This window comes from Streptomyces sp. NPDC035033, assembly GCF_040636735.1.
GTDB lineage: Bacteria > Actinomycetota > Actinomycetes > Streptomycetales > Streptomycetaceae > Streptomyces.
In genome coordinates this window covers 1-24,041 of sequence record NZ_JBEZUZ010000082.1, presented here as the reverse complement: position 1 = coordinate 24,041, position 24,041 = coordinate 1, and the positions used below count along the sequence as shown (strand labels likewise).

25 protein-coding genes are annotated in these 24,041 nt (G+C 75.0%); 11 read left to right on the top strand and 14 right to left on the bottom strand.

What is annotated here, in order from left to right; translation table 11 throughout:
• The first annotated feature begins 107 nt into the window (after positions 1–107).
• The gene (locus AB0E83_RS27385; RefSeq protein WP_362117291.1) at positions 108–881 is read left to right on the top strand and encodes a bifunctional DNA primase/polymerase; all 774 of its coding nucleotides are present in this window, start codon (positions 108–110) and stop codon (positions 879–881) included.
• 137 nt (positions 882–1,018) lie between these two features.
• Here the strand turns inward: AB0E83_RS27385 and AB0E83_RS27380 are convergent, their stop codons facing one another.
• Entirely contained in the window at positions 1,019–2,047 is a 1,029-nt protein-coding gene (locus AB0E83_RS27380; RefSeq protein ID WP_362117288.1) for a hypothetical protein, read from the bottom strand.
• Positions 2,048–2,266: 219 nt separating this feature from the next.
• Between AB0E83_RS27380 and AB0E83_RS27375 the strand changes: the two genes are divergently transcribed.
• Complete coding sequence (locus AB0E83_RS27375; protein WP_362117285.1) at positions 2,267–2,944, top strand: PhzF family phenazine biosynthesis protein; 678 nt, start codon at positions 2,267–2,269, stop codon at positions 2,942–2,944.
• Between the two features lie 6 nt (positions 2,945–2,950).
• Here AB0E83_RS27375 and AB0E83_RS27370 read toward each other — a convergent pair whose 3' ends face one another.
• Positions 2,951–3,601, bottom strand: coding sequence for a biliverdin-producing heme oxygenase (locus tag AB0E83_RS27370; RefSeq protein ID WP_362117283.1), 651 nt, complete (start codon positions 3,599–3,601; stop codon positions 2,951–2,953).
• A gap of 119 nt (positions 3,602–3,720) precedes the next feature.
• Entirely contained in the window at positions 3,721–4,578 is an 858-nt protein-coding gene (map, locus tag AB0E83_RS27365) for a type I methionyl aminopeptidase (protein WP_362117281.1), read from the bottom strand.
• A gap of 61 nt (positions 4,579–4,639) precedes the next feature.
• On the opposite strand from map, the gene AB0E83_RS27360 reads away from it, so the two are divergent.
• A complete protein-coding gene (locus AB0E83_RS27360; RefSeq protein ID WP_362117279.1) occupies positions 4,640–4,870 on the top strand; it encodes a hypothetical protein in 231 nt (76 codons plus the stop codon).
• Between the two features lie 19 nt (positions 4,871–4,889).
• Here the strand turns inward: AB0E83_RS27360 and AB0E83_RS27355 are convergent, their stop codons facing one another.
• Positions 4,890–6,221, bottom strand: a complete 1,332-nt coding sequence (locus AB0E83_RS27355) for an MFS transporter (protein WP_362117277.1) — start codon at positions 6,219–6,221, stop codon at positions 4,890–4,892.
• Positions 6,222–6,296: 75 nt separating this feature from the next.
• Entirely contained in the window at positions 6,297–6,896 is a 600-nt protein-coding gene (locus tag AB0E83_RS27350; RefSeq protein ID WP_362117274.1) for a hypothetical protein, read from the bottom strand.
• 92 nt (positions 6,897–6,988) lie between these two features.
• Here AB0E83_RS27350 and npdG point away from each other — a divergent pair, with 92 nt between their 5' ends.
• Both npdG and AB0E83_RS27340 read left to right on the top strand, forming a co-directional pair.
• Positions 6,989–7,735: an NADPH-dependent F420 reductase gene (gene npdG, locus AB0E83_RS27345; RefSeq protein ID WP_362117271.1), complete on the top strand. Its 747-nt coding sequence runs from the start codon at positions 6,989–6,991 to the stop codon at positions 7,733–7,735.
• Between the two features lie 101 nt (positions 7,736–7,836).
• Entirely contained in the window at positions 7,837–8,022 is a 186-nt protein-coding gene (locus AB0E83_RS27340; RefSeq protein WP_362117268.1) for a hypothetical protein, read from the top strand.
• A 35-nt stretch (positions 8,023–8,057) separates the two neighbouring features.
• Here the strand turns inward: AB0E83_RS27340 and AB0E83_RS27335 are convergent, their stop codons facing one another.
• Positions 8,058–8,852 carry a site-2 protease family protein gene (locus tag AB0E83_RS27335; protein WP_362117265.1) on the bottom strand — a complete coding sequence of 265 codons (795 nt, stop codon included), beginning with the start codon at positions 8,850–8,852 and terminating at the stop codon, positions 8,058–8,060.
• Positions 8,853–8,975: 123 nt separating this feature from the next.
• Between AB0E83_RS27335 and AB0E83_RS27330 the strand changes: the two genes are divergently transcribed.
• Entirely contained in the window at positions 8,976–12,341 is a 3,366-nt protein-coding gene (locus AB0E83_RS27330) for a BTAD domain-containing putative transcriptional regulator (protein ID WP_362117262.1), read from the top strand.
• Between the two features lie 22 nt (positions 12,342–12,363).
• Here AB0E83_RS27330 and AB0E83_RS27325 read toward each other — a convergent pair whose 3' ends face one another.
• The 3 genes from AB0E83_RS27325 to panB form a co-directional block, all read right to left on the bottom strand.
• On the bottom strand, positions 12,364–13,221 hold the full coding sequence (locus AB0E83_RS27325; protein WP_362117259.1) for an ABC transporter permease: 858 nt from the start codon (positions 13,219–13,221) through the stop codon (positions 12,364–12,366).
• Positions 13,218–14,210, bottom strand: a complete 993-nt coding sequence (locus AB0E83_RS27320; RefSeq protein ID WP_362117256.1) for an ATP-binding cassette domain-containing protein — start codon at positions 14,208–14,210, stop codon at positions 13,218–13,220. The genes AB0E83_RS27325 and AB0E83_RS27320 overlap by 4 nt, the downstream gene beginning before the upstream one ends.
• A 111-nt stretch (positions 14,211–14,321) precedes the next feature.
• Complete coding sequence (panB, locus tag AB0E83_RS27315) at positions 14,322–15,185, bottom strand: 3-methyl-2-oxobutanoate hydroxymethyltransferase (RefSeq protein ID WP_362117253.1); 864 nt, start codon at positions 15,183–15,185, stop codon at positions 14,322–14,324.
• A 325-nt stretch (positions 15,186–15,510) separates the two neighbouring features.
• Here panB and AB0E83_RS27310 point away from each other — a divergent pair, with 325 nt between their 5' ends.
• Together AB0E83_RS27310 and AB0E83_RS27305 are read left to right on the top strand one after the other, a co-directional pair.
• Positions 15,511–16,539, top strand: a complete 1,029-nt coding sequence (locus tag AB0E83_RS27310; protein WP_362117250.1) for an endonuclease/exonuclease/phosphatase family protein — start codon at positions 15,511–15,513, stop codon at positions 16,537–16,539.
• Positions 16,540–16,658: 119 nt separating this feature from the next.
• A complete protein-coding gene (locus AB0E83_RS27305) occupies positions 16,659–17,909 on the top strand; it encodes an MFS transporter (protein WP_362117247.1) in 1,251 nt (416 codons plus the stop codon).
• Here the strand turns inward: AB0E83_RS27305 and AB0E83_RS27300 are convergent.
• Entirely contained in the window at positions 17,875–19,650 is a 1,776-nt protein-coding gene (locus AB0E83_RS27300; RefSeq protein WP_362117244.1) for an NAD+ synthase, read from the bottom strand. The two genes, AB0E83_RS27305 and AB0E83_RS27300, sit on opposite strands and share 35 nt — an antisense overlap.
• Before the next feature lie 117 nt (positions 19,651–19,767).
• Between AB0E83_RS27300 and AB0E83_RS27295 the strand changes: the two genes are divergently transcribed.
• The 3 genes from AB0E83_RS27295 to AB0E83_RS27285 all read left to right on the top strand — a co-directional run bounded on the left by AB0E83_RS27295 (position 19,768) and on the right by AB0E83_RS27285 (position 21,833).
• Positions 19,768–20,142 (top strand): hypothetical protein, encoded by a 375-nt coding sequence (locus AB0E83_RS27295; RefSeq protein ID WP_362117241.1) that lies wholly within the window; start codon positions 19,768–19,770, stop codon positions 20,140–20,142.
• A gap of 13 nt (positions 20,143–20,155) precedes the next feature.
• Positions 20,156–20,899 (top strand): DUF998 domain-containing protein, encoded by a 744-nt coding sequence (locus AB0E83_RS27290; RefSeq protein WP_362117238.1) that lies wholly within the window; start codon positions 20,156–20,158, stop codon positions 20,897–20,899.
• Between the two features lie 94 nt (positions 20,900–20,993).
• Positions 20,994–21,833 carry an alpha/beta fold hydrolase gene (locus AB0E83_RS27285; protein ID WP_362117235.1) on the top strand — a complete coding sequence of 280 codons (840 nt, stop codon included), beginning with the start codon at positions 20,994–20,996 and terminating at the stop codon, positions 21,831–21,833.
• Here AB0E83_RS27285 and AB0E83_RS27280 read toward each other — a convergent pair.
• From AB0E83_RS27280 to AB0E83_RS27265, 4 genes are all read right to left on the bottom strand, one after another.
• The gene (locus AB0E83_RS27280; protein WP_362117232.1) at positions 21,794–22,237 is read right to left on the bottom strand and encodes a CBS domain-containing protein; all 444 of its coding nucleotides are present in this window, start codon (positions 22,235–22,237) and stop codon (positions 21,794–21,796) included. The genes AB0E83_RS27285 and AB0E83_RS27280 overlap by 40 nt on opposite strands.
• Before the next feature lie 116 nt (positions 22,238–22,353).
• Positions 22,354–22,980: a DUF305 domain-containing protein gene (locus tag AB0E83_RS27275; protein WP_362117229.1), complete on the bottom strand. Its 627-nt coding sequence runs from the start codon at positions 22,978–22,980 to the stop codon at positions 22,354–22,356.
• Positions 22,977–23,654, bottom strand: a complete 678-nt coding sequence (locus AB0E83_RS27270; protein ID WP_362117226.1) for a DUF3105 domain-containing protein — start codon at positions 23,652–23,654, stop codon at positions 22,977–22,979. Before AB0E83_RS27270 ends, AB0E83_RS27275 begins: the two co-directional genes overlap by 4 nt.
• Before the next feature lie 62 nt (positions 23,655–23,716).
• A complete protein-coding gene (locus AB0E83_RS27265; protein ID WP_362117330.1) occupies positions 23,717–24,016 on the bottom strand; it encodes a hypothetical protein in 300 nt (99 codons plus the stop codon).
• Between the last annotated feature and the right edge of the window lie 25 nt (positions 24,017–24,041).

Below are 24,041 nucleotides of genomic sequence, written 5' to 3'. Positions count from 1 at the left end.
GTGAGCGTCGTCACCGACCCCCGGTTCCCCACTCCGGTCACCCGGGGCGCAGGATGGTGGGACCATGGGCAGAGCCGAACGGGCGAGCATGAGCTGTGAGGGGATAGATGGGCGACGGCATCGGCCGCTACCGCGGCACGGAGAGCAAACTCGCACAGTGGCTGCGCAGGCGCCCCAGGCGCGCCGCGGCCGACGACGGGAACACCCGCGAGACGCTGCTCCTGGCCACCGCCGCCGCCGGGCTGCCCCTCGCCCCCGCCGCCCACCCCGTCGGCTACAGCTGTTCCTGTGAGCGGATCGGCTGCCCCACCCCCGCCCGGCACCCGCTCTCCTTCGCCTGGCAGACCCAGTCGACCACCGACCGCGCCCAGATCGAGCGCTGGGTGCGGAACGCGCCCGAGGCGAACTTCGTCACCGCCACCGGCATGGTCCACGACGTCCTCGACGTGCCGCTGGCCGCCGGCCGCGCCGCCCTCGACCGGCTCCTCGCCGAGGGCGTCGAGGTCGGGCCCGTCGCCGAGTTCCCGGACAGCACCGGCGACGGCGGGCGGATGCTCTTCTTCACCGCCACCCGGGGCACCCCCGAGGACGAGGACGAGTGGTGGCCCTGCGAGCTCGACTGCCATCCCGAGACCATGGACGAGCATCCCGGCCTGCGCTGGCACTGCCGCGGCAGCTACGTCCTCGTCCCGCCCGCCCGGCTCCCCGGCGACGAGGACGCCCACCCGGTCGTCGGCTGGGTCCGCGGTCCCGAGCACGCCCTGCCCGACCCGCTGAACCTCCTGGAGGCGCTCACCGACGCCTGCGCCCGGCACGCCGCCGAGCTCGACGGCGACGACGAGCACGCCGCCCACGGCGTCGCCTGGCCCCTCACCCGCTGAACCCCGCCGGAGGCCGGCCCCGCGCCCTCGGAGCCGTACCGGCCGGGAGGCGTACCGGCAAAAGCCGGGCCGGCCGGAAGGCGCACGGAGACCGGACGCCGCACGGGCAGGAGTCGCACCGGCGGGAGTCGTACGGGCTAGGAGCCCTCGACCGCCACCACGCCCTGGAGGCGGCCCGCGAACGCGACCGCGTCGCGGTCCGTGCCGGCCGGCTTCACCAGGACGGCCTGGCTCGACACCCACTCCTTGGTCACCGTGTTCACGACCTCGCCCTTCATCAGGGCCTTCAGCTCCGGGCCCACCTTCGGCCGGTAGCCCTTGGCGGTCGTCTGCCGCTCGAAGTGGCGGCTCGCGAAGAAGACCAGCGCCCCGCCGTCCTTCGTCCCCAGCGCCAGCGGCGCGAAGTCGCCGCCCTCGGCGGCGCGGTCGATCCACTGGGTGGCCAGGCCGGGCCGCTGGGCGGTACGGGCCCGCCGCTCGCGCAGCGCGCTGGTGTGCGGTCCGGCGGCGAACGGGCCCGCCCCGCCGTCCTGGAGGTACGCGGCGTACCGCTCGCTCAGCTCGTCGGGGGCGACCGCGAGCGCGTCCGAACCGGCGGCGACCGGCACCGCGCCGCCCTCCGCCCCGGCGAACTCGGGCAGCTGGTCCCGGCCGAGGATCACCAGGTGGGCGGCCTTCCACGGCTGGTCGGGGCCGCCCTTGACGAAGGCCACCAGCCAGCGGTTGTCCGCCCGGGCCGTGCCGTCGTCCCGGTTGGCGTCGGTGTCCGCGACGAACCAGCGCGGCCAGCCCGCCTTCCGGGGCACCAGGAAGCGGGCGTCGCGCAGCTCCAGCGGCTCGTGGTCCGGATTGCCCTCCGGCGAGGTCACCGACTTCGCCTTCAGGCCGGCCTGGTTGATCGCCCCCAGCGGGCCGGTCACCCGCTCGGCGTCGAGCGCCGGGTCGTTGGCCTTGTCGGCCCGGTTGAACGCGGTGACGAAACCGGTCAGCGCCGCCGACGCCTCCTCCGGGGTCGCGCCCGGCACGACCGCCGTCTCGCCGTGGACGGTCACGCAGCCGCTCGCCGTCAGCGCCACGACGGTCGCCGCGGCGACCGCGGCCAAGGTCCCGCCGGGACGCCGTCCCTCGGACCGCCGGGTCTGCCGCTCCAGCCTCAGCCTTCTCATCGGTCGCCTTCTGCTTCTCCACGCGCACGGACGGACCCGACCCTATCGGGGCGGGGAAGGGCGCGAGCGCCGGGACCGGATACAGCGCCCACACCGTGACCTGAGGGACCGCCGGCGGCTCCGAGGGCCGGCCCCCGCACCGCCACCCCACCAGGCAGGGCCGCACCCGGAAAGCGAGGTGCGGCCCTGCCGTCCGCTCCTGGATGGTTCAATTCCGCCATGAACACGACTGGGGTGACCGGCACTGAGATCGACGTCCTGCGGGTCTTCTGCGCGGGCGACGGCCGCCACGGCAACGCCCTCGGAGTCGTGCGCGACGGGCGCACCCACCCCGACGAGGCGTCCCGGCAGGCGCTGGCCAAGGAACTCGGCTTCAGCGAGACCGTGTTCGTCGACGACCCCGAGCGCGGCCTCGTCGACATCTACACCCCGGGGCTGCGGCTGCCCTTCGCCGGGCACCCGCTCGTCGGCGCCGCCTGGCTGCTCGACCTGGAGGTGATCCGCCCGCCCGCCGGCGAGGTGTGGGTGCGCGGCGACGGCGAGTTCACCTGGATCGAGGCCCGCGCCGAGTGGGCCCCGCCGCGCACCCTGCGGCAGTACGCCTCCGCCGCCGAGGTCGACGCCCTGGAGGTCCCCCCGCCCGGCGAGTGGGTCTACGCCTGGGCGTGGGAGGAGGAGGCCGCCGGGCGGATCCGGGCGCGCGCCTTCCCCGGCCGGGGCGACGGCATCGACGAGGACGAGGCCACCGGCGCGGCGGCCCTGCTGCTCACCGAACGCCTCGGCCGCGCCCTGAACATCACGCAGGGCCGGGGGTCGCAGCTGCTGACCGCCCCCGGCCCCGACGGGATCGTGGAGCTGGGCGGACGGGTCCGCCTGGAGAGAGCGCTGACGCGCTAGAAGCGCCTACGCGCTGAGCGGGAACTCGCCGCCCAGCTCGCGGAAGACCGCCGTGTTGAAGGCGAAGGCCCGCTTGCACTCGTCGACGATCCGCTGCTTCTCCAGGTCGTCCGCGTTCACCCCGTCGAGGAGTTCGCGGTAGGCCCGCTTGAACGCGGCCGGGTTGCCGATCGCGTCGAAGACGTAGAACCGCACCCCGTCGCCCTTGCGGTCGAAGCCCCAGGTCCGCTCGGCCTTGTCGCGGATGATCTGACCGCCCGACAGGTCGCCCAGGTAGCGCGTGTAGTGGTGGGCGACGTAGCCGGCGGGCCAGTCGCGGGCGCACTCGGCGACCCGCGCCGCGTACGCCTCGGTGGCCGGCAGGGCGGAGAGCCCGGCGCGCCACTCCGGGCCGCGCAGATGGGCGAGGTCCGCCTCCAGGGCGGCCGTGCGGAACAGCTCGGGCTGGACGAACGGCCCGGCGACCGGGTCCTCGCGCAGCGCCTCCGCGCCCTCCTCCAGGGCCCGGTACACGAACCACAGCTGCTCCGTGTAGCGGGCGTAGGCGTCCACGCCGAGCCGTCCGCCGAGCAGGTCGCCCATGAAGGTCGAGGTCTCCGCCTCGGTGTGCTGCTCGTGCGAGGCCGTGCGGATCAGGGTGGAGAAAGACGTGTCCAAGGCATGCCTCCGGGACCGATGGGGCGGGAACCAGCTGACCCGATCGTGCCAAGTAAGGCTTACCTAAGTCAACCGGTTCCCGACGGCCTGTCGGTAAAGAGGTGTACCCCATGGGGGGGTCAGGGCAACGTAAGGATCTCCGCCCCGTCCTCGGTCACCACGAGGGTGTGCTCGAACTGCGCCGTCCGCTTGCGGTCCTTGGTCACCACGGTCCAGCCGTCGTCCCACATGTCGTACTCGTGGGTGCCGAGGGTGAGCATCGGCTCGATCGTGAAGGTCATGCCGGGCTGGATGACGGTGGTGTGGTGGGGCGAGTCGTAGTGCGGCACGATCAGGCCGGAGTGGAACGCCGTGCTGATGCCGTGGCCGGTGAAGTCCCGCACCACGCCGTAGCCGAAGCGCTTGGCGTACGACTCGATGACCCGGCCGATGATGTTGATCTGCCGGCCCGGCTTCACCGCCTTGATCGCGCGGTTCAGCGACTCCCGGGTGCGCTCCACGAGCAGCCGCGACTCCTCGTCGACGTCACCGCAGAGATAGGTGGCGTTGTTGTCGCCGTGGACGCCGCCGATGTACGCCGTGACGTCCAGGTTCACGATGTCGCCGTCGCGCAGCACCGTGGAGTCCGGGATGCCGTGGCAGATGACCTCGTTGACCGAGGCGCACAGCGACTTGGGGAAGCCCCGGTAGCCCAGGGTCGACGGATAGGCGCCGTGGTCGCACAGGAACTCGTGCGCGACCCGGTCGAGCTCGTCGGTGGTGACGCCCGGGGCGATGTGCTTGGCGGCCTCCTCCATGGCCTGCGCGGCGATGCGGCCGGCGATCCGCATCCGTTCGATCGTGTCGGAATCCTGCACCTCGGGCCCCGTGTACGGGGCGGGGGCGGGCTTCCCGACGTACTCGGGGCGGCGGATCGAGCCCGGGACGGAGCGGGTGGGGGAGAGCTCCCCCGGAACGAGAAGCGACTGGCCAGACATGCCAGCGAGTCTAACGACCGCGTCTGGGGCAGCATGGTCCCGAAGGAAGGAGCCGACGACCATGGCCCTGTTCAAGAAGCGCACGGCGCCGAAGCCGGGCGAGTGGTACTACTGCCTGGAACACAAGAAGGTCGAGGAAGGGCCCGAATGCCCGGCGAAGAACCGATTCGGCCCCTACGCCACCCGTGAGGAGGCCGCGCACGCCATGGAGACCGCCCGCGAGCGGAACCTGGAGTGGGAGACCGACCCGCGCTGGCACGACGCGCCCCGCCCGGACGAGAGCCAGGAGTAGCCCTCCCGGCCGGGACCCGTCACGCGGTCCCGGCCGCCGCCTCCTCCTGCCGGGCCTTGCGGCGCAGCGCGTCCTCGTCGGTGGCGGAGTCGTACCGGAGCAGCTTCGGCAGCGCCAGGCACAGCAGGCCCACGGAGGCCACGCAGGCGACACCGCCCGCCCACACGGCCGTACGGGTCCCGGTCCAGCCCGCCATCACGCCCGCCCGCACCTGCCCGAGCTGCGGACCCACGCTGTACGACAGCACCTCGATGCCCGCCAGCCGGCCGCGCAGCTCCTCCGGGATCGTCTGGTTCCAGATCGTGGAGCGCCCGAGCCCGCTCAGCATGTCGCCGGCGCCCGCCAGCGCCAGGCAGAGCAGCACCAGCCACACGTTCCCGAACCAGCCCGCGCCCGCGATCGCCAGGCCCCAGCCCGCCGCGCCGCCGGCCACGAGCAGCCCGTGCCGCCGGACCTTCGAGGTCCAGCCGCTGGTCAGCCCCAGCACCAGGGAACCGACCGAACCGGCCGCGTACATCAGGCCCAGCGACCACTCCGCGCCCAGGTCCTCCGCGAGGAACGGGAAGACCGCGTTCGGGAAGGCGAAGACCATCGCCGCCAGGTCGATCGCGTACGTGCCCAGCAGCACCGGCCGCGACCAGGCGTACCGCGCGCCCTGCGCGATCGACCGCAGCGACGGCTTGTCGGCGTCGTGCGCCGGCGGCGCGGGCGCGAGCCGCCGGCACATCAGCACCGAGACGGCGAACCCGGCGAGCGTCACCGCGTACGCCGGGGCGTGGCCCGCGTACGCCACCACCAGACCCGCGACCGAGGGGCCCGCGATGGCCCCGATCTGCCAGCGCAGCGAGTTCAGCGCGGCGGCCGCCGTCTGCTGCTCGTGCGGCACGATCCGCGCGAGCAGCGAGTCCAGGGCCGGCCGCTGGAGCCCGGCCAGCGCCGACACGCCCGCCGCGACCCCGTACAGCGGCCACAGCAGCGGCCGGTCGAGCAGCGCGTTCCCGAGCAGCAGCAGGGCCAGCAGACCGAGGCCCGCCTCCGTCGCCACGATCACCCGCCGCCGGTCCACCGCGTCCGCCAGCGCCCCGCCGTACAGCCCGAAGACCACCAGCGGCACCAGCTCCACCGCGCCCATCGCCCCCACCGCGAGCGGCGAGTCCGTCAGCTCCTTGATCTGGAGCGGCAGCGCCACCATCGCCATGGCACTGGCGAAGTACGTGACGAGCCCCTGCCCCCACAGCAACCGGAAGTCACGGGAGGAGCGCCACGGGGCGGTGTCGGGGAGCACGGCGGAGAGCCGGGCGCGCAGCCCGGAGGGCGCGGGGGCGGGCGGGGGCGCGGGGGAGGAGGACACGAGGGGCCATGGTCCGCACCCCGGTCGCCCCCGGCAACCGAATATCCCCGGCGCCCCGCCGGACGGCGCCGGCCCTCACCAGCGGGCCGGCGGCGGGGAGGTGAGGCGGTCGGCCAGGACGGCGAGCCGGTCCCGGAAACGGCGGCCCCGCGCCGCCGGCCGGCCGTTCTCCCCCGCCGCCGCGCTGACCAGGTGCTGGACCGTGTCCAGGTCCACCTCCGCGCCCGCCCCGACCACCAGCGCCTCGTGCGCCAGGCCCCGCACCTCCGCGTCGCCGCCGTCCAGGGACAGCACCGTCGCCCCCGCCCGGCGCGCGTCGTGCACCCGCTGGAGCAGCCCCGCCTCCGGCCGCTCGGGCGCGACGACGAGCAGCGTCGCGCCCCGGCCCGCCGCCTCCAGCCGGCCCAGCCCCACCGCCAGGTGCGCCGGGCCGTCCGGCCGCGCCCGGTGCCGCACCAGCGTCGGCGCCAGCTCCGGCAGCCCGGACCAGGCCGCCTCGTCCACCAGGTGCGCCGCCAGGTGCCAGGGCTCGTACGCCTCCGTGCCCACCAGCAGCAGCCCGCCCCGCCGCGGCACCACCGACGCCCGCAGCGCCCCGGCGAACCGGCGGGCGGCCGCCGGCCACTCCGTCCCGGCGAGCACTTCCCGCAGCAGCGCGACCCTCACGGCATCCATGGCGCCGCATCCTGCCCCAGTCGCCGCCCGCCCGCGCCCGGTTGTCGCCGATCCACCCGAACGGGGCCCGAACCGGTCGGTAGGGTCGGGCCATGACTTCCTCGACTCCCGCCGGCGGCCCCGCCGACACCGCCGCGCCCGCCGCCCCCGCCGCGCCCAAGAAGGCCCCCAAGGACCCCTGGGACCTCCCCGACGTCTCCGGCCTCGTCGTCGGCGTCCTCGGCGGCACCGGCGACCAGGGCCGCGGCCTCGCCCACCGGCTCGCCGCCGCCGGCCAGCAGGTGATCATCGGCTCCCGCGCCGCCGACCGCGCCGAGGCCGTCGCCGCCGAGCTCGGCCACGGCGTCCAGGGCGCCGACAACGCCGAGTGCGCCCGCCGCAGCGACGTCGTCATCGTCGCCGTCCCCTGGGAGGGCCACGCCAAGACGCTGGAGTCCCTGCGCGAGGAGCTGGCCGGCAAGCTCGTCGTGGACTGCGTCAACCCGCTCGGCTTCGACAAGAAGGGCGCCTACGCCCTCAAGCCCGAGGAGGGCTCCGCCGCCGAGCAGGCCGCCGCGCTGCTCCCGGACTCCCGGGTCACCGCCGCCTTCCACCACCTGTCCGCCGTCCTCCTCCAGGACGCCTCGATCGCCGAGATCGACACCGACGTGATGGTCCTCGGCGAGGAGCGCGCCGACGTCGAGATCGTCCAGGCCCTGGCCGGCCGCATCCCCGGCATGCGCGGCGTCTTCGCCGGCCGGCTGCGGGGCGCCCACCAGGTCGAGGCGCTGGTCGCCAACCTGATCGCGGTGAACCGCCGCTACAAGGCCCACGCGGGCCTGCGGATCACCGACCTCTGAGCGGCCCGCCCGGCCGGAGGCGGAGCCGGAGAACGGACGCTTCGGGGCATGGGGGACACTGGTCGGGCACCGTCAGCCGTACCCGACAGGAGCCGACCCCCATGCCCCGTCTCGCCCTCTACGCCCTCGTGGTCTGCGCCCTGGCCGTCGCCGCGGCCGTGATCTCGTTCGTCAACGGCAGCTTCATCGGCATCGTCTGGGTCCTCCTCGCCGGCCTCTCCTCCAACATGGCCTGGTACTACCTCCGCCGCGCCAAGGCCGAGAAGGAAGCCGCCGCCCGCGCCTAGGCGGTCCCTTCCGGCCCGGTCCGGAAGAAAACGGCCTAGACCGCGCAGCCCGCCGGGGTGTCCTCCCAGAAGCGGAAGAGCGCCCAGCCGCAGGAGCGGTCCGGGCCGTCGGCGCCCAGCGACCGCATCAGGGCGTCGACCGCGTCGAAGAAGGCGCCGCTGACGGCCGGCACGAACAGCAGGGCGATCACGACGAAGAAGCCGTACGGCGCGTACGGCTCGATCCGCCGCCGCACCCCGTACGACAGCCAGGGCTCCACGATCCCGTAGCCGTCGAGCCCCGGCACCGGCAGCAGGTTCAGCAGCGCGGCCGTCACCTGGAGGAACGCCAGGAACGCCAGCGCGTACCGGAAGGCGTCCGGCACCCCGTCGAGCGCGCCCAGCCAGAACGGGGCCGTGCACACCACCGCGAACAGCACGTTCGCCAGCGGGCCCGCCGCCGCGATCAGGCTGTGCCGCCAGCGGCCCCGGATCCGGCCCCGGTCGATGAGGACGGCACCGCCCGGCAGACCGATCCCGCCCATGATCACGAAGAGGACGGGCAGCACCACGCTCAGGACCGCGTGGGTGTACGCGAACGGGTTCAGCGTCAGATAGCCCCGGGCGCCCACCGTGAGGTCCCCGCTGTGCAGCGCCGTGCGGGCGTGCGCGTACTCGTGCAGGCAGAGCGAGACGATCCACGCCGAGGTGACGAAGAGGAAGACCGCCACCCCGGGCAGGGCGGCGAAGTCCGTCCACACCGCCCAGCCGGTGACCGCCATGACGGCGAGCACCGACAGGAAGACGGGACTGATCCGGCGCTCCTGGCGGCGGACGGCTGCCGAACTCATCACGGACTCCCCCGGGGGCGCGCCCCGCACGGGCCGTGCGGGCTGTGTGCGGGAGAACGTACCGCCCCGCCCCCGGGTTCCCCGCCTCCCGGCGGGCCGGGGGCGCTCACGGAGAATGGGGGCGTGCGCTACCACCTCCTCGGCCCGACCCGCGTGACGGCCGCCGACGGCACCGAGCCGCCCGTCGGCGGCCCCCGCGTCCGCGCCCTGCTCGCCGCGCTCGCCCTGCGGCCCGGCCGGGCGGTGCCCGTGCCCGCGCTCGTCGACGAGGTCTGGCACGGCGACGAGCCGCCCGCCGACGCCGTCGCCGCCCTCCAGGCGCTGGTCGGACGGCTGCGGAAGGCGCTCGGCCGGGACCGGGTGCGCTCCGCCGAGGGCGGCTACCGGCTCGCCGCGGACCGCGAGGACGTCGACCTGTTCCGCTTCGACCGGCTCACCGCCGACGGCTCCGCCGCGCTCGCCGCCGGCGACCCCGGGCGGGCCGCCGCCCTCCTCGACGAGGCCCTCGCGCTGTGGACCGGGCCCGTCCTCGCCGACCTGCCCGACCGGCACGCCGAGGCCGCCCGCTGGGAGGCCCGCCGGCTGGACGCCCGTCGCGCCCGCCTCGGCGCGGCGCTCGCCCTCGGCCGGGCCGCCGACGCCCTGCCCGAGCTCACCGCGCTCTGCGCCGGCCGGCCGCTCGACGAGCCCCTCCAGGCCCTGCGGATCCGGGCCCTGCGCGACTCCGGCCGCGCCGCCGAGGCCCTGGCCGCGTACGAGGAGGTGCGCCGGACCCTCGCCGACCGGCTCGGCGCCGACCCGGGCCCCGAGCTGCGCGCCCTGCACGAGCGCCTGCTCGCCCCGGCCGCCCCCGCCGCCGGCCCCGCGCCCGCCGCCGCGCCTGCCGTTGGTCCCGCCTCCGCCGCCGCGCCCGCGCCCGTCCCCGTACCGGCGCCCGCCCCCGTACCGCCCGTGGCCCCGCCCGGCAACCTGCGGGCCCGGCTCACCTCCTTCGTCGGGCGCGACGAGGAGATCGCCGCCCTGCGGCAGGACCTGGCCGAGGCCCGCCTGGTGACGCTGCTCGGTCCCGGCGGCGCCGGCAAGACCCGGCTCTCCCAGGAGGCGGCCGAGCGGGCCGCCGGCGCCTGGCCCGACGGCGTGTGGGTCGCCGAACTCGCCCCCGTCCGCGACCCGGAGGCCGTGCCCGAGGCCGTCCTCGCCGCCCTCGGCGCCCGCGAGACCGTGCTGCGCGGCGCCGGTGCCGAGGAGCTGCGCGGCGGCGGCGACCCGTCGTCCCGGCTCGTGGAGCACTGCGCGGGACGGCGGATGCTGCTGCTCCTGGACAACTGCGAGCACCTGGTGGACGCGGTGGCGCGGCTCGCGGAGACGGTCCTCGCCCGGTGCCCGGGCGTCCGGGTGCTGGCGACGAGCCGGGAGCCGCTGGGGGTGCCGGGGGAGCGGCTGCGGCCGCTGGGCCCGCTGCCGGAGGAGACGGCGCTGCGGCTGCTCGCCGAGCGCGGCGCGGCGGCCCGCCCCGGCTTCGACCCGGCGGACGACCCGGCGGCGGCGCGGGAGATCGTGCGCCGCCTCGACGGGCTGCCGCTGGCGATCGAACTGGCGGCGGCGCGGCTGCGGATGCTGTCGCCGCGCCAGATCGCCGACCGGCTCGACGACCGCTTCCGGCTGCTGACCTCGGGGGCGCGCACGGTGCTGCCCCGCCAGCAGACCCTGCGGGCGGTGGTCGACTGGTCGTGGGAGCTGCTCGACGGGCCGGAGCGGGCGGTGCTGCGGCGGCTCGCCGTCTTCACCGGCGGCTGCGACCTGGAGGCGGCCGAGGCCGTCTGCGCCGGACCGGAGGGGGCCGACGTCCTGGACGTGCTGGGCGCCCTGGTCGACAAGTCGCTGGTGGTGGCGGCGCCGGGGGAGGCCGGGATGCGGTTCCGGCTCCTGGAGACCGTCGCCGAGTACGCGGCGGAGCGGCTGGACGAGGCGGGGGAGCGGGCCGGTGCCGAACGGGCCCACCTCACGCACTACCGCGAACTCGCCCGCCGGACCGACCCCGAGCTGCGCGGCCCGGGACAGCTCGCCGCCATGGCCCGCTTCGACGCCGAGTACGGCAACGTCCGCACCGCGCTCGCCCGGGCCGTCGCCGCCCGCGACGAGGACGAGGCGCTGCTCCTCGTCCACGCCCTGCTCTGGTACTGGCAGCTGCGCGACCTGCGCTCCGACGCCCTCCAGTCGGTCCGGGCCGTCGCCGCGCTGGGCCCCGACCCGTTCACCCCGCCGGCCGCACCGGTCGTCCCGCTCCACGAGCCGTGCACGGCCGCCCCGCCGCCGCTGCCGGAGGAGCAGCGCTGGGAGGCCCGGCGCGGGGTGCGGCTCGTCGAGCTGATCAACATGGACCACGAGACGGCCCGCTGGACCAGCCCCGAGGGCCAGGACCGGCTCCGCGAGATCACCGCCGTCTACCGGCCCGGGCTGCCGCAGACCTGCCGGCTCCCCGGATCCTTCGCGGTCTTCGCGGTGCTCATCATGGGCGAGCCGGAGCGGCTGCACGAACTCCTCGACGTCACCGTGGAGGCGTGCCGCCGGCACGGCTACGACTGGGAGCTCGCCCACATCCTGCAGATGCGGGCCAACATGCGGGCCAACCGCGGCGCGTGGGCCGACCTGGCGATCGCGGACGCCGACGAGAGCCTGGCCCTGTTCGAACGCCTCGGCGACGCCTGGGGCGCCGCCGAGGCGCTGTCCGCCCGCGGCGAGGCGCACGAGCGGCAGCTCGCGTACGACGCGGCCTCCCGCGACTTCGCCGCCGCCATCGGCTACGCGGAGGAGATCGGGGCGCCCTCGCAGCAGGAGCTGCTGCGGGCCCGGTACGCCGACACCCTCATCGAGGCGGGCCGGTTCGAGGAGGGCGAGGCGATCCTGCGGAAGATCCTGGCCGACCACGCCACCGGCCACGAAGCGCAGCTCGGCGCCCGCCTGTTCCTCGCGATCGCCCTGGGCAGGACCGGCCGTACCGCCGAGGCCCGGGAGCACCTGACCGTCCTCATGGAGGAGTTCAGCAGCGAGACCCTGTCCGTCTTCGAGGGCTTCACGCTCGGCGTCCTGGCCTGGCTCGACGTCCTGGAGGAGCGGTACGCGGACGCGCTCGTCCGGGTCTCCCAGGCGTACGACCGCTCCCTGGGGCCGCTGTCGCTGATGGTGGTGCCGCAGATGCCGGGGGTCCACCTGGTCGTCGGCGCGTGGGCGCTCGCCGGGCTCGGCGGGGCGTCGGCCCGGACGGCGGCCCTGCTCCTCGGCGCGCGCGACGCCCTCGTGCCGGACGGGCACCGGGAGCCCGGCATGGAGCGGGAGAACCTGGCGCGGGCGACGGAACTGGCCCGGGCGGCGCTCGGCCCGGACGCCTTCGCCGCCGCGCACGCCGAGGGCGGCGGCCTCTCCGCAGAGGAGGCCGCCGCCCTGCTCGGCGCCGCCGCCGACGCGATCAGTGGGCGCGCCGAGTCCTGAACCCCCGTCACGGGGCGCCGCGTCAGGTCTTCTTCCGGAACTTGGCGACCGCGAGCGGCGCCGTGACGACGGTGATGACCAGCGACCAGCCGAGCGTCATCCACACCGAGTGGGCGACCGCGCCGCCGTTGATCAGGTTCCGGGCCGCGTCGGCGAGGTTGGACAGCGGGTTGTAGTCCGTGAAGGTCTCCAGCCAGCCGGGCATCGTCGTCGTCGGCGCGAAGATCGAGGAGCCGAACTGGAGCGGCATCAGGACCAGCATCGCCATGCCCTGGACCGCCTGCGCGGTCTTCACGGTCAGGCCGAGCAGGATGAAGATCCACATCAGCGAGGCGCCGAAGACCATCGACAGGCCGATGGCGGCGAGGAGGTGGAGCACCGAGGTGTGGATCGTCAGGCCCAGCAGGAAGCTCATGCCGAGCAGGATCGCGGTGGCGATCAGCATCCGGCCGATCTCGACGACGATCTTGGCGATGAGGACCGAGGAGCGGGCGATCGGCATCGTCCGGAAGCGGTCCATCACCCCCTTCTTGAAGTCGTCGTTGATGCCGACGCCGACGGCCATGGCGATGTTCATGCCCATCATCGCCATCAGGCCGGGCGCCACGTAGTTCACGTAGGCGTCGTTGTTGCCCTTGCCGGCGATGGCGCCGCCGAAGACGTACACGAAGAGCAGGATGAAGATGATCGGCATGAACACGGCGTCGAACATCGACTCCGGGTCCTGCTTGATCTGGAGCGCGTTGCGCCGGGCGAGGGCGCCGATGTGGCGGAGGTTGGCCCGCAGGCCGATGCGGCCCTCGGCGTCGGTGCGGACCGGCCGCGCCGGCGTCCGGTCCGGGGTGCCGACGGGGGACGTGGTGACCGTGGTCGTGCTCACGCGGCGACCTCCTCGGTGATCTCGTCGGAGAGGGTGGTCCTCTGGCCGGTGATGGCCAGGAACACCTCGTCCAGGCTGGGCAGATGGGTGCCGATGTGGGCGATGCCGAAGCCGCGCGCGCCGAGCAGCGCGACCACGGCCGTCAGCTGCTGGTCGGTGAGGATCGGCACGTACAGCGCGCCCTCGTCGGGCACCACGGTCGCGCCGGAGACGCCGTCGAGACCGGTCTCGCGGAGCGCGGCCGCCATCGCGGGCAGCTGCGCCGGGTCGACCGGGCGGACCTTCAGGGTGCGGCCGCCGACCTTCGCCTTCAGCTCGTCGACCTCGCCCCGGGCGATGACCTTGCCCCGGTCGACGACGGTCAGCTCGCTCGCGAGCTGCTCCGCCTCCTCCATGTACTGGGTGGTGAGGAGGACGGTGACGCCCTCGGAGACCATCCGCTTCACCTCGTCCCACACCTCGTTGCGGGTGCGGGGGTCGAGGCCGGTGGTCGGCTCGTCCAGGTAGAGCACGGCGGGCCGGCCGATCATGGAGGCGGCGAGGTCGAGGCGGCGCCGCATGCCGCCGGAGTAGTTCATCGCCGGGCGCTTGGCGGCCTCGGTGAGGGAGAAGCGCTCCAGCATCTCGTCGGCGCGGCGGCGGGCGTCCGCGCGGGACAGGTCGAGCAGCCGGCCGATCATGTACAGGTTCTCGAAGCCGGAGAGCTTCTCGTCGACGGAGGCGTACTGGCCGGTGAGGCCGATGGTGCGGCGCAGCTGGCGGGGCTGGCGCACCACGTCGTAGCCGGCGACGACGGCGGTCCCGGCGTCCGGGACGAGGAGGGTGGACAGGCAGCGGACGAGGGTGGTCTTCCCGGCCCCGTTGGGCCCGAGGACGCCGAGGACGGTGCCCTCGCGGACGTCCAGGTCGACCCCGTCGAGGGCCCTGGTCTCGCCGAAGTGCTTCACGAGGCCCCGGACCTCGACGGCGTTGGTCTGTGATCGCGTCATGCCCCCCATGGAACAGGGCGCCACCGACAGTCCTCCGACAGACCGCCCACAGACGGCCGACAGCCCGCCGGCGGGGGACGCCGGCAGGCTGTCGGTGGTGCCGGGAGCGGCCTAGTGGAAGGTGTGCTCCTCGGCGGGGAAGGCCCCGCCGGCCACGTCCTCGGCGAAGGCGCGGGCGGCGTCGCCGAGCGTCTCGCGGAGGTTGGCGTACTGCTTGCTGAAGCGCGGCACCTTGCCGCCGGTCAGGCCGGCCATGTCGGTCCAGACGAGGACCTGGGCGTCGGTGTCCGGGCCGGCGCCGATGCCGATGACCGGGATGTGCAGCGAGCGGGTGACCTCGGCGGCGAGCTCGGCCGGGACCAGCTCCAGGACGAGCGCGAAGGCGCCCGCGTCCTGGGCGGCCTTGGCGTCGCGCAGCAGCTTGTGCGCGGCCTCGTCGGAGCGGCCCTGCACCCGGTAGCCCATGGCGTTCACGGACTGCGGGGTGAGGCCGAGGTGGGACATGACGGGGATGCCGGCCTGGACGATCATCTCGGTCTGCGGCAGCGAACGCTCGCCGCCCTCCAGCTTGACCGCCTGCACGCCGGCCTCCTTGACGAGGCGGGTCGCGCTGCGCAGGGCCTGTACGGGCCCCTCCTGGTACGAGCCGAAGGGCAGGTCGCCGACGACGAGGGCGCGCCTGGTGCCCCGGACGACGGCGGCGGAGAGCAGGGTCATCTCGTCCATCGTGACGGGCACGGTGGTGTCGTAGCCGAGGTGGCAGTTGCCCATGGAGTCGCCGACGAGGATCACCGGGATGCCGGCCTCGTCGAAGACGGAGGCGGTCATGGCGTCGTAGGCGGTGAGCATGGGCCACTTCTCGCCGCGGGTCTTGGCGGCGGCGATGTCGTGGACGGTGAGGCGGCGCGAGCCCTTGCCGCCGTACAGCGTCTTCGTGCCGTCGGCGGGCTGTTTCGAGGCAGCCTGAAGCGTCATGTGAACGACTCCTTCGTCATCTCGAGGCGCCCTGACGGCGTCCCCGGACCACGTCCATGGTGGCACTTCGCCGGGTGGGCGGGGAAGTGGGGTGGAGTGGCGCTGTTCACACCGCCCCCGGCCCCCCCGGACACCGCCGCCCGGCCGGGACCCGCACGAATGTGCGCGTTCTGTCACAGCCCGCCCGAACCGGCGGGCGGCCGGAACCCCGTCACACGCCGCGTCCGTCCTTGGGGGAGTGCGCGGGGCCCGGCATCGCCTAGGGTCGGACCGGGTCTCGGAGCACGGACGGCACGACGGCACGGCAAGGCGAGTGAGGGCAGCGATGACGCGGGTGGACATGACGGGGACGGAGCACGGCGGAACGGGAGGCGCCGCTTCCGGGAGTCGCGGCCGCTTCCGCTCCGCCCTCGGCCGTCTGCGCCGCGATCCCGGCATCTGGCGGCGCGGCATCCTGCTGGCCGTCTGCGCCCTCGCGCTCGCCCTCCTGATGGCCCTCCACGCGCAGATCCCCAACCGGGTCGGCAACCTCGGCAGCCTCACCGAGACCTTCCTGCCCTGGCTCGGCCTCTTCGTCCCGGTCCTGCTCCTCCTCGCGCTGCTGCGCCGCTCCGCCACCGCGCTGCTCGCGCTGCTGCTCCCGGCGGTCGTCTGGCTCAACCTCTTCGGCGGGCTGGTGGCCGACAAGTCGGCGGACGGCGGCGACCTCACGGTGGCCACCCACAACGTCAACGCCGACAACCCCGACCCCGAGGGCACCGCCCGCCGGTTCGCCGCCTCCGGCGCCGACGTGCTGGCCCTGGAGGAGCTGAAGGCCGACATGGTGCCGGTCTACGAGCGGGAGCTCGCGGAGGCGTACCCGTACCACTCCGTCCAGGGCACCGTCGGCCTGTGGAGCCGGCTGCCGCTGCGGGACCCACGGCCGGTCGACATCCACATGGGCTGGACCCGCGCCATGCAGGCCACCGTCGTCGCCCCCCAGGGCGAGCTGCGGGTGTACGTCGCCCACCTCCCCTCCGTGCGGGTCAACCTCGACGCCGGCTTCACCGCCAACCAGCGCGACACCAGCGCCGACGCCCTCGGCGAGGCCATCGCCGGCGACCGGGCCCAGCGGATCGTCCTCCTCGGCGACCTCAACGGCACCATGAACGACCGCGCGCTCAACGCCGTCACCGCGCAGCTGCGCTCCACCCAGGGCGCGGCCGGCGACGGCTTCGGCTTCTCCTGGCCGGCCTCCTTCCCGATGGCCCGGATCGACCAGATCCTGGTGCGGGGCGTCGAGCCGGTCTCGTCCTGGGCGCTGCCGGAGACCGAGAGCGACCACCTGCCACTCGCCGCCCGGATCGCGTTCTGACCCCCTGAAGGTCAGGCGAAACCTGTTCTTCATCCCCCGGAAGCCAGGAATACCCAGCCGTCTGCGAGAATTTGTTTCGTAAGAAAACAATCCTCGGATCCGGAAAGGGTCTCCCACCCATGCCCGTGGCCCTGCTCGCCCTGGCCATCTCCGCCTTCGGCATCGGCACCACCGAGTTCGTCATGATGGGCCTGCTGCCCAACGTCGCCGGCGACCTCGGCACCAGCGTCCCGACCGCGGGCCACCTCGTCTCCGCCTACGCCCTCGGCGTCGTCGTCGGCGCCCCGCTGCTCACCGCGCTCGGCTCGCGCGTCCCCCGCAAGCGGATGCTGCTCCTGCTGATGGCGCTGTTCACCGTCGGCAACCTCGCCTCCGCCCTCGCCCCCGGCTACGGCTGGCTGCTCGCCGGCCGGGTCCTCGCCGGCCTGCCGCACGGCGCCTTCTTCGGCGTCGGCGCCGTCGTCGCCGCCCGGCTGGTCCGCCCCGACCGGCAGGCCCGCGCGGTCGCCACCATGTTCCTGGGCCTGACCGTCGCCAACGTCCTCGGCGTCCCCGCCGCCACCCTGCTCGGCCAGCACCTCGGCTGGCGCGCCACCTTCCTCGTGGTCACCGCCATCGGCCTGGCCGCGCTCGCCGCCCTCGCCCGGCTGGTCCCCGACCTCCCCGTCGACGGGCGCCAGGGCCTCGGCCGCGAACTGCGCGCCCTCGGCCGCCCGCAGGTGCTGCTGGGCCTGCTCACCGCCGTCCTCGGCTTCGCCGGCGTCTTCGCCGTCTACTCCTACCTGGCCTCCATGACCACCGAGGTGATGGGCTTCGGCGAGTCCACCGTCACGATCGTCCTCGCCCTCTTCGGGATCGGCATGACGGCCGGCGCGCTCGCCGCCGGACCGCTCACCGACCGCGCCCCGCGCCCCACCCTGTATGGCTCGCTCGCCGCCCTCGCCGTGACCCTGGTCGCCTTCCGCCTCACCGTCCACGTGCCCTGGCTCGCCCTGGTCACCGTGGTGGTGCTCGGCGCCGTCGGCTTCATGACGACCACCCCGCTCCAGATGCTCGTCATGGAGAAGGCGAAGGACGCCCCCACCCTCGCCTCCGCCTCCAACCACTCCGCCTTCAACCTCGCCAACGCCGGCGGCGCCTGGGCCGGCGGGGCCGCCGTCGCCGCCGGCTGGGGCTGGACCTCCCCGGCCCTGGTCGGCGCCGCCCTCGCCGCCGCCGGCCTGGCGATCGCCGTCACCGCCGGCCTCCTCGACCGCCGCGAGACCCGCACGGGAACGCCGCACGAGCCCTCGCCCGTCGTCGCGCGCGGCGCCCTCGTCACCGGCGACGCCGGCGTCAGGGAGCCGGCGTCTCCCGCCAGCGGTTCGTGATCGGCAGGCGCCGGTCCTTGCCGAAGCCCTTCGCCGAGATCTTGGTGCCGGGCGGGTACTGGCGCCGCTTGTACTCCGCCGCGTCCACCATCCGCAGCGTCCGCGCCACCAGCTCCGGGTCGAAGCCGGCGGCCACGATCGCCTCCGTGCCCTCGTCGCCGTCCACGTACCGGGCGAGGAGCCGGTCGAGCACCTCGTAGTCCGGCAGCGAGTCCGTGTCCACCTGGCCCGGGCGCAGCTCGGCGCTGGGCGGCTTGACGATCGAGTTCTCCGGGATCGGCGGGGTCTGGCCCCGCTCCTCGGCCGCCCGGTTGCGCCAGCGGGCCAGCCGGAAGACATCCGTCTTGTAGACGTCCTTGATCGGGCCGTAGGCGCCGACCGAGTCGCCGTACAGCGTGGAGTACCCCACCGCCAGCTCGGACTTGTTGCCCGGGGCGAGGACGAGGTGGCCCTCCTGGTTGGAGATCGCCATCAGGGTGGTGCCGCGCAGCCGGGACTGGAGGTTCTCCTCGGCGAGCCCGGTCAGCTCCACCGCCGCCATGTACGCGTCGAACATCGGCTCGATGGAGACGGTGCGGAAGCGCAGCCCGGTCCTGCGGGCCAGCTCGGCCGCGTCGCCCTTCGAGTGCTCCGAGGAGTACTTCGACGGCATCGACACCCCGTGCACCCGGTCCGCGCCCAGCGCGTCGCAGGCGATCGCGGCGACCAGCGCCGAGTCGATCCCGCCGGAGAGGCCGATCACCACCGAGCGGAAACCGTTCTTCGCGACATACGCGCGCAGCCCGATGACCAGCGCCGAGTAGACCTCCTCGTCGTCGTCGAGCCGGTGCGCGTAACCGCCCGTCAGCTCCGGTTCGTACGCGGGCAGCACCTCCCCGGCCTCCCCGGTGAGCACCGCCCGGTCGATCCGCAGCCCGTCGTCCACCACCGTGCCCGGCGCCGGGGCGTCCGGGTCGGCGGCCGGCAGGTCCAGGTCGAGGATCACGCTGCCCTCGGTGAACTGCGGGGCCCGCGCGATCACCTCGCCCGCCGCGTCCACCACGATCGAGTCCCCGTCGAAGACCAGCTCGTCCTGCCCGCCGGTCGACGCCAGGTACGCGGTCGTGCAGCCGGCCTCCTGGGCCCGCTTGCGGACCAGTTCGAGCCGGGTGTCGTCCTTGTTCCGCTCGTACGGCGAGGCGTTCACCGACAGCAGCAGCCCGGCCCGGGCGCTGCGCGCCGCCGGCACCCGGCCCCCCTCCTGCCACAGGTCCTCGCAGATCGCGAGCGCCACGTCCACCCCGCGCACCCGCAGCACCGGCAGGGTGTCGCCCTGCACGAAGTAGCGGAACTCGTCGAAGACGCCGTAGTTCGGCAGGTGGTGCTTGGCGAAGCGGAGCACGGCCCGGCCCCGGTGCAGCACCGCCGCCGCGTTCTCCGGCGAGCCGGCCGGGCGGCCGAGCCGGGGCACCGCCCGCTCGGTGCGGTCGAGGTAGCCGACGACCACCGGCACCTCGCCGAAGCCCTCGTCGGCGAGTCGCTCCGCGAGCGCGGCCAGCGCCGCCCGGGAGGCTTCGACGAAGGACGGCCGCAGGGCCAGGTCCTCGACGGGATAGCCGGTCAGCGCCATCTCGGGGAAGGCGACGAGGTGCGCGCCCTGCCCGACGGCGTGCCGGGTCCAGTGGACGATCGCCTCGGAGTTCCCGGCGAGGTCCCCGACGGTCGAGTCGATCTGATTCAGCGCGAGGCGTAGTTGAGGCACGCCCCCCAGTGTAATCGTCAAACCGACGCTATGTCCTGGGAACCGCTCCCGGACCCCTCGCCGTCCCCCCTCGCGTCCCGACATGCGAAGTCCGTCCCCCACCGTGATCATGGGCCCATGACGACCACCGACGATCCGGCGGAGCCGGCCCGGACCGCCGCGACCGAGGACGCGGCGGTCCGCCGGGACGGCGGCGCCGAGCGGCAGTTCGTCTCCTGGCCGACGCTCGCCTTCACGACCACGGCCTCCGCCGCCCTCGTCATCGGCTTCGTCCCGCCCGACCGGTCCGACGGCGAACCGCTCTGGCGCCACCTCCTCGTCATCGGCTTCGTCCCGCCCGACCGGTCCGACGGCGAACCGCTCTGGCGCCACCTCCTCGTCGTCGGCGGCGGCCTGCTCGTCCTCGGCGTCCTCGTCCCCGCGGCCCTGCCCAGGTTCCGCGAGCCCGAGTGGGTCCACCCGGAGCACCGGGAACCTTCCGGCACTCCCTGACGTCTGTCCCGGCATGCCCGGAAAGGTCACGCGCGCGTCCGCCGTCCTGCTGTTCCTGGGGGCGCTCGCGTACACCGCCTGGGTCCTTGAAGTCGTCGTACGGACCGGTCTCGACCCGGTCCGTACGTACGTCTCCGAACTCGCCGCCGCCGACCAGCCCCTCGGCGGCCTCTTCCGCGCCACCGACCTCGCCGCCGGCCTCCTCGTCCTCGCCGGCGCCGTCACCGGCCTCCTCGCCGCCCGCGTCGCCGCCGGGCCCGCGCCCGAACCCGGCGTCCCCAGCTGGGCCCGCACCGACCCCGGGCCCGCCGGCCGCCGCCCCTGGCTCCTGACCGGCTGGGCCGCCCTCGCGCTCTTCGGCGCCGCCACCGCCGTCGACTCCCGCCTCCCGCTCAGCTGCGCCCCCACCGCCGACCCGGAGTGCGCCGCCCGCGAGACCGCCGGACTCGTCCCCGCCACCCACACGGCCCACGCCGTCAGCTCCGGCCTCGCCATGACCGGCGCGCTCGTCGCCATGGTCGCCCTCACCGTCGCCGCCCGCCGGTACGGCCTCTGGCGGCCGCTGGCCCGCACCGGCCCGGTCCTCGTCGCCCTGGAACTCGCCGCCACCGCCTGGACCCTCGCCGCCGTCGCCGCCTTCGAGGCCGGCCGGGGCCTGTGGTCCCTCGGCGCCGGCCAGCGCCTCCAGGTCCTCCTGGTCGCCGTCTGGACCGGCGTCCTCGCCGTCTCGGCGGCCAGGGAGGGGAGGCGGGAATGAGCCCCGCACGGATCGGGGACCCCGCGGTCCCGGCGCGTCGGGACCGGGCGGCGGCCCGGACCGGGAGCCGCGCGGTTCCGGAAGGCGGACGGGCATGACCTTCGTACGGATCGGGGGCCTCGCCCACCACGTGGCCGTCGACGGCCGGGGGCCGGTCTGCGTGCTCTCCGCCGGCCTCGGGCTCAGCTGGTTCGACTGGGACCCGGTCGTTCCGCTGCTCGCCCCGCACCGCACCGTCGTCCGCTTCGACCGCCCCGGCCACGGCCTCTCCCAGGGCGGCCCCGCGCACCCCACCCTCGCCGGCGAGGCCGGCCGGATCGCCGCCCTCCTCGACGCCCTGCGCCTGCCCGGCCCCGTCACCGTCGTCGGCCACTCGATCGCCGGCCTCCACGCCGAGGGCTTCGCCCGCCTCCACCCGGACCGCACGGCCGCCCTCGTCCTCGTCGACTCCTCCGTCGAGGACCGCCCCCGCCCCGGCGGGCCCGGCCCGGCCACCGCCGCCGGGACCGCCCTCACCGCCCTCGGCCTGCCCGCCGCCCTCGGCCCCGCCCTCCGCCGCCTCGCCCTCCACCCCGACCCGGCCCCGCCCGACCTGGTCCGCCGGGTCTACCGCACCTCACGCGTCTGGCGCGGCGCCCTGCGCGAGAACGCCCGCTACGGCTCCGTCGCCGCCGAACTCCTCGCGCTGCGCCGCACCCGCCCCCTCCCGCCCGGCGCCCCCGTCACCGTCCTCGCCGCCCCCGACGGCTCCGCCCGCTGGGAGCGCCGCCAGCGCGCCCTGGCCCGCCGGCTCGGCGCCCGCTACGAGGCGGCCGTGCCCTCGGGCCACCTGATCATGCGGGACGACCCGGGCACGGTGGCCCGGGTCGTCCTGGAAGCACTGCGGGGAACGGGTCAGGAGGCGGATCCGCCCGGGGACCCGGAAGCGGCGTAGACGCTCTCGCAGAACGCCTTCAGCTGGTCGTCCGAGAGCTGCCGGGCCAGGTCCGCCTCGCTGATCATGCCGACGAGCCGCTTGTTCTCGATGACCGGCAGCCGGCGGATCTGGTGGTCCTGCATCTCGGACAGCACCTCCGACACGTCCGCGCCCGCGTCGATCCAGCGCGGGGTGCCCTGGACGATCGAGCCGCAGGTCACCTTCGCCGGGTCGTGGCCCATCGCCACGCAGCGGACCACGATGTCGCGGTCGGTGACGATGCCGCAGAGCCGTTCGTTCTCGTCGGCGACGGGGAGCGCCCCCACGTTCAGTTCGCGCATCAGCTGCGCCGCGCGGTCGAGCGTCTCGTGTTCCGGGATCCAGCGGGCTCCCGGGTGCATGATGTCCTTCGCCGTGGTCATGGGGTTGCGTACCTTTCGTCGAACGTCCTCGTACGTCGTCCCCGAGCGCCTCTCATTCTGCGGGCACGCGTCGGCCCCCGCGACCGCAGCGGGTCGCGGGGGCCGGGGGCGCCGGGTCAGGCGGTGGCGCCGCGCTCGCGGAGCATGTCCGCCATCAGCGCCATCTCCGACTCCTGGGCGTCGACCATGCCCCGGGCGAGGTCCCGCTCGACGGCCACCGAGCACCGGTCCACACAGCCCTGGGCCATGTGCACGCCGCCCCGGTGATGGGCGGTCATCAGCCGCAGGTACAGGACCTCGGCCTCCTTGCCGGACGCCTTGCGCAGGGCCTCCAGCTGCGTGTCCGTCGCCATGCCGGGCATCAGCGCGCCGTCCTCGGCGCCGGTGACGGGCATGCCCATCCAGGTCATCGGCGCGGTGCCGGACTCGACCTTCGGCAGGTCCCACAGGTCGAGCCAGCCGAGCATCATCCCGCGCTGGTTGGCCTGGGTGTTGGCGATGTCGTACGCGAGCCGGCGCACCGCCGGGTCCGTCGTCCGGTCCCGGACGATGAAGGACATCTCGACGGCCTGCTGGTGGTGGACCGACATGTCCCGGGCGAAGCCGGCGTCCGCCGAGGCGGAGGCGGGAGCACGGGGCCCCTCCTCGCGCTCGGCCGAGGCGACCGTGACCGCGCCCGCGGCGAACAGCACCGCCAGGGCGACCGCGGTGACCGCCGCGTACCGCGTGCGGCGGGGGCTCACTGGCCCATCCCCGCGCCGCCCATCCCGTCGGCGCCGACGCCGCCGGTGCAGGCCGCGCCCGGCTCGGGCGTCTGCTTGCCCTGCACGTACTTGGTGAGGAAGGCGTCCACGCGCGGGTCGGTGGCGCTGTCCACGGTCACCTGCTTGCCCCAGGCGGACAGCATGATCGCGCCGGCCTGGTCGTCGACCGGGCTCATCAGCGTGTAGGGGGTGCCGGAGACCTTGTCCTTCAGCTTCTCGACGTCGGCCGCGGCGGCCTTCTTGTTGTACGTCACCCAGACGGCGCCGTGCTCCAGCGAGTGGACCGCGTGCACCTCGGGGACGGCCTTGTCGTAGACGTCGCCGTCGCAGTTCAGCCAGACCGGGTGGTGGTCGCCGCCGACCGGCGGCTTGGCGTCGTACTTCACGGCGGTGGTGACGTGGTTGCGGCCCAGCTTGCCCGCGTCCCAGGACTTCTCGCCGGCGATGGGGGCCTTGGCGGCGGCCTCCTTGGCGGCCTCCTCGTCGGCCTGCTTCTTCAGCACGTAGCCGCCGAAGCCGACGAGGCTCAGCACGACGACGGCGGAGACGCCGATGGTCAGGAAGCGGTTGCGGCGCTCACGGGCCTGCTCGGCGCGGCGCATCTCCTCTATTCGGGCGCGGCGGTCGGCGGTGGCGGAACGGTTGGCGGCCATGGTGGTCTCGTCCTTCTGGGAAAGAAAAAGGGGGGTTGTCGGTAGGGCGGGGAGGGGCCGCCCTAGGTCCGGAGGACTTGAAGGACGTGCAGGTCCGGGGCGCGCGGCCGCACCCCGGGATCCCGTGCCGCGCCGCCGCCGGCGAACGCGCCGACGCGCGGCAGCCGGTCCTCCGCGTGCAGCGGCGGATCGAGGGGCGGCGCGCTGAGCACCGCGGGGGAGAGCGAGGGGAAGAGGGAGCAGCCGCCCCGGTCGTACGGACACACGTACGCCGACCGCCCGGGCCCGGGGACGGGCGTGGCGGTGCGGCCGGAGGGGGCGCCGGACACGGCGGCGGCGCGGTCGGAGGGGGCGCCGGACACCGCGGCGCCGGCGAGGGCCCCGGAC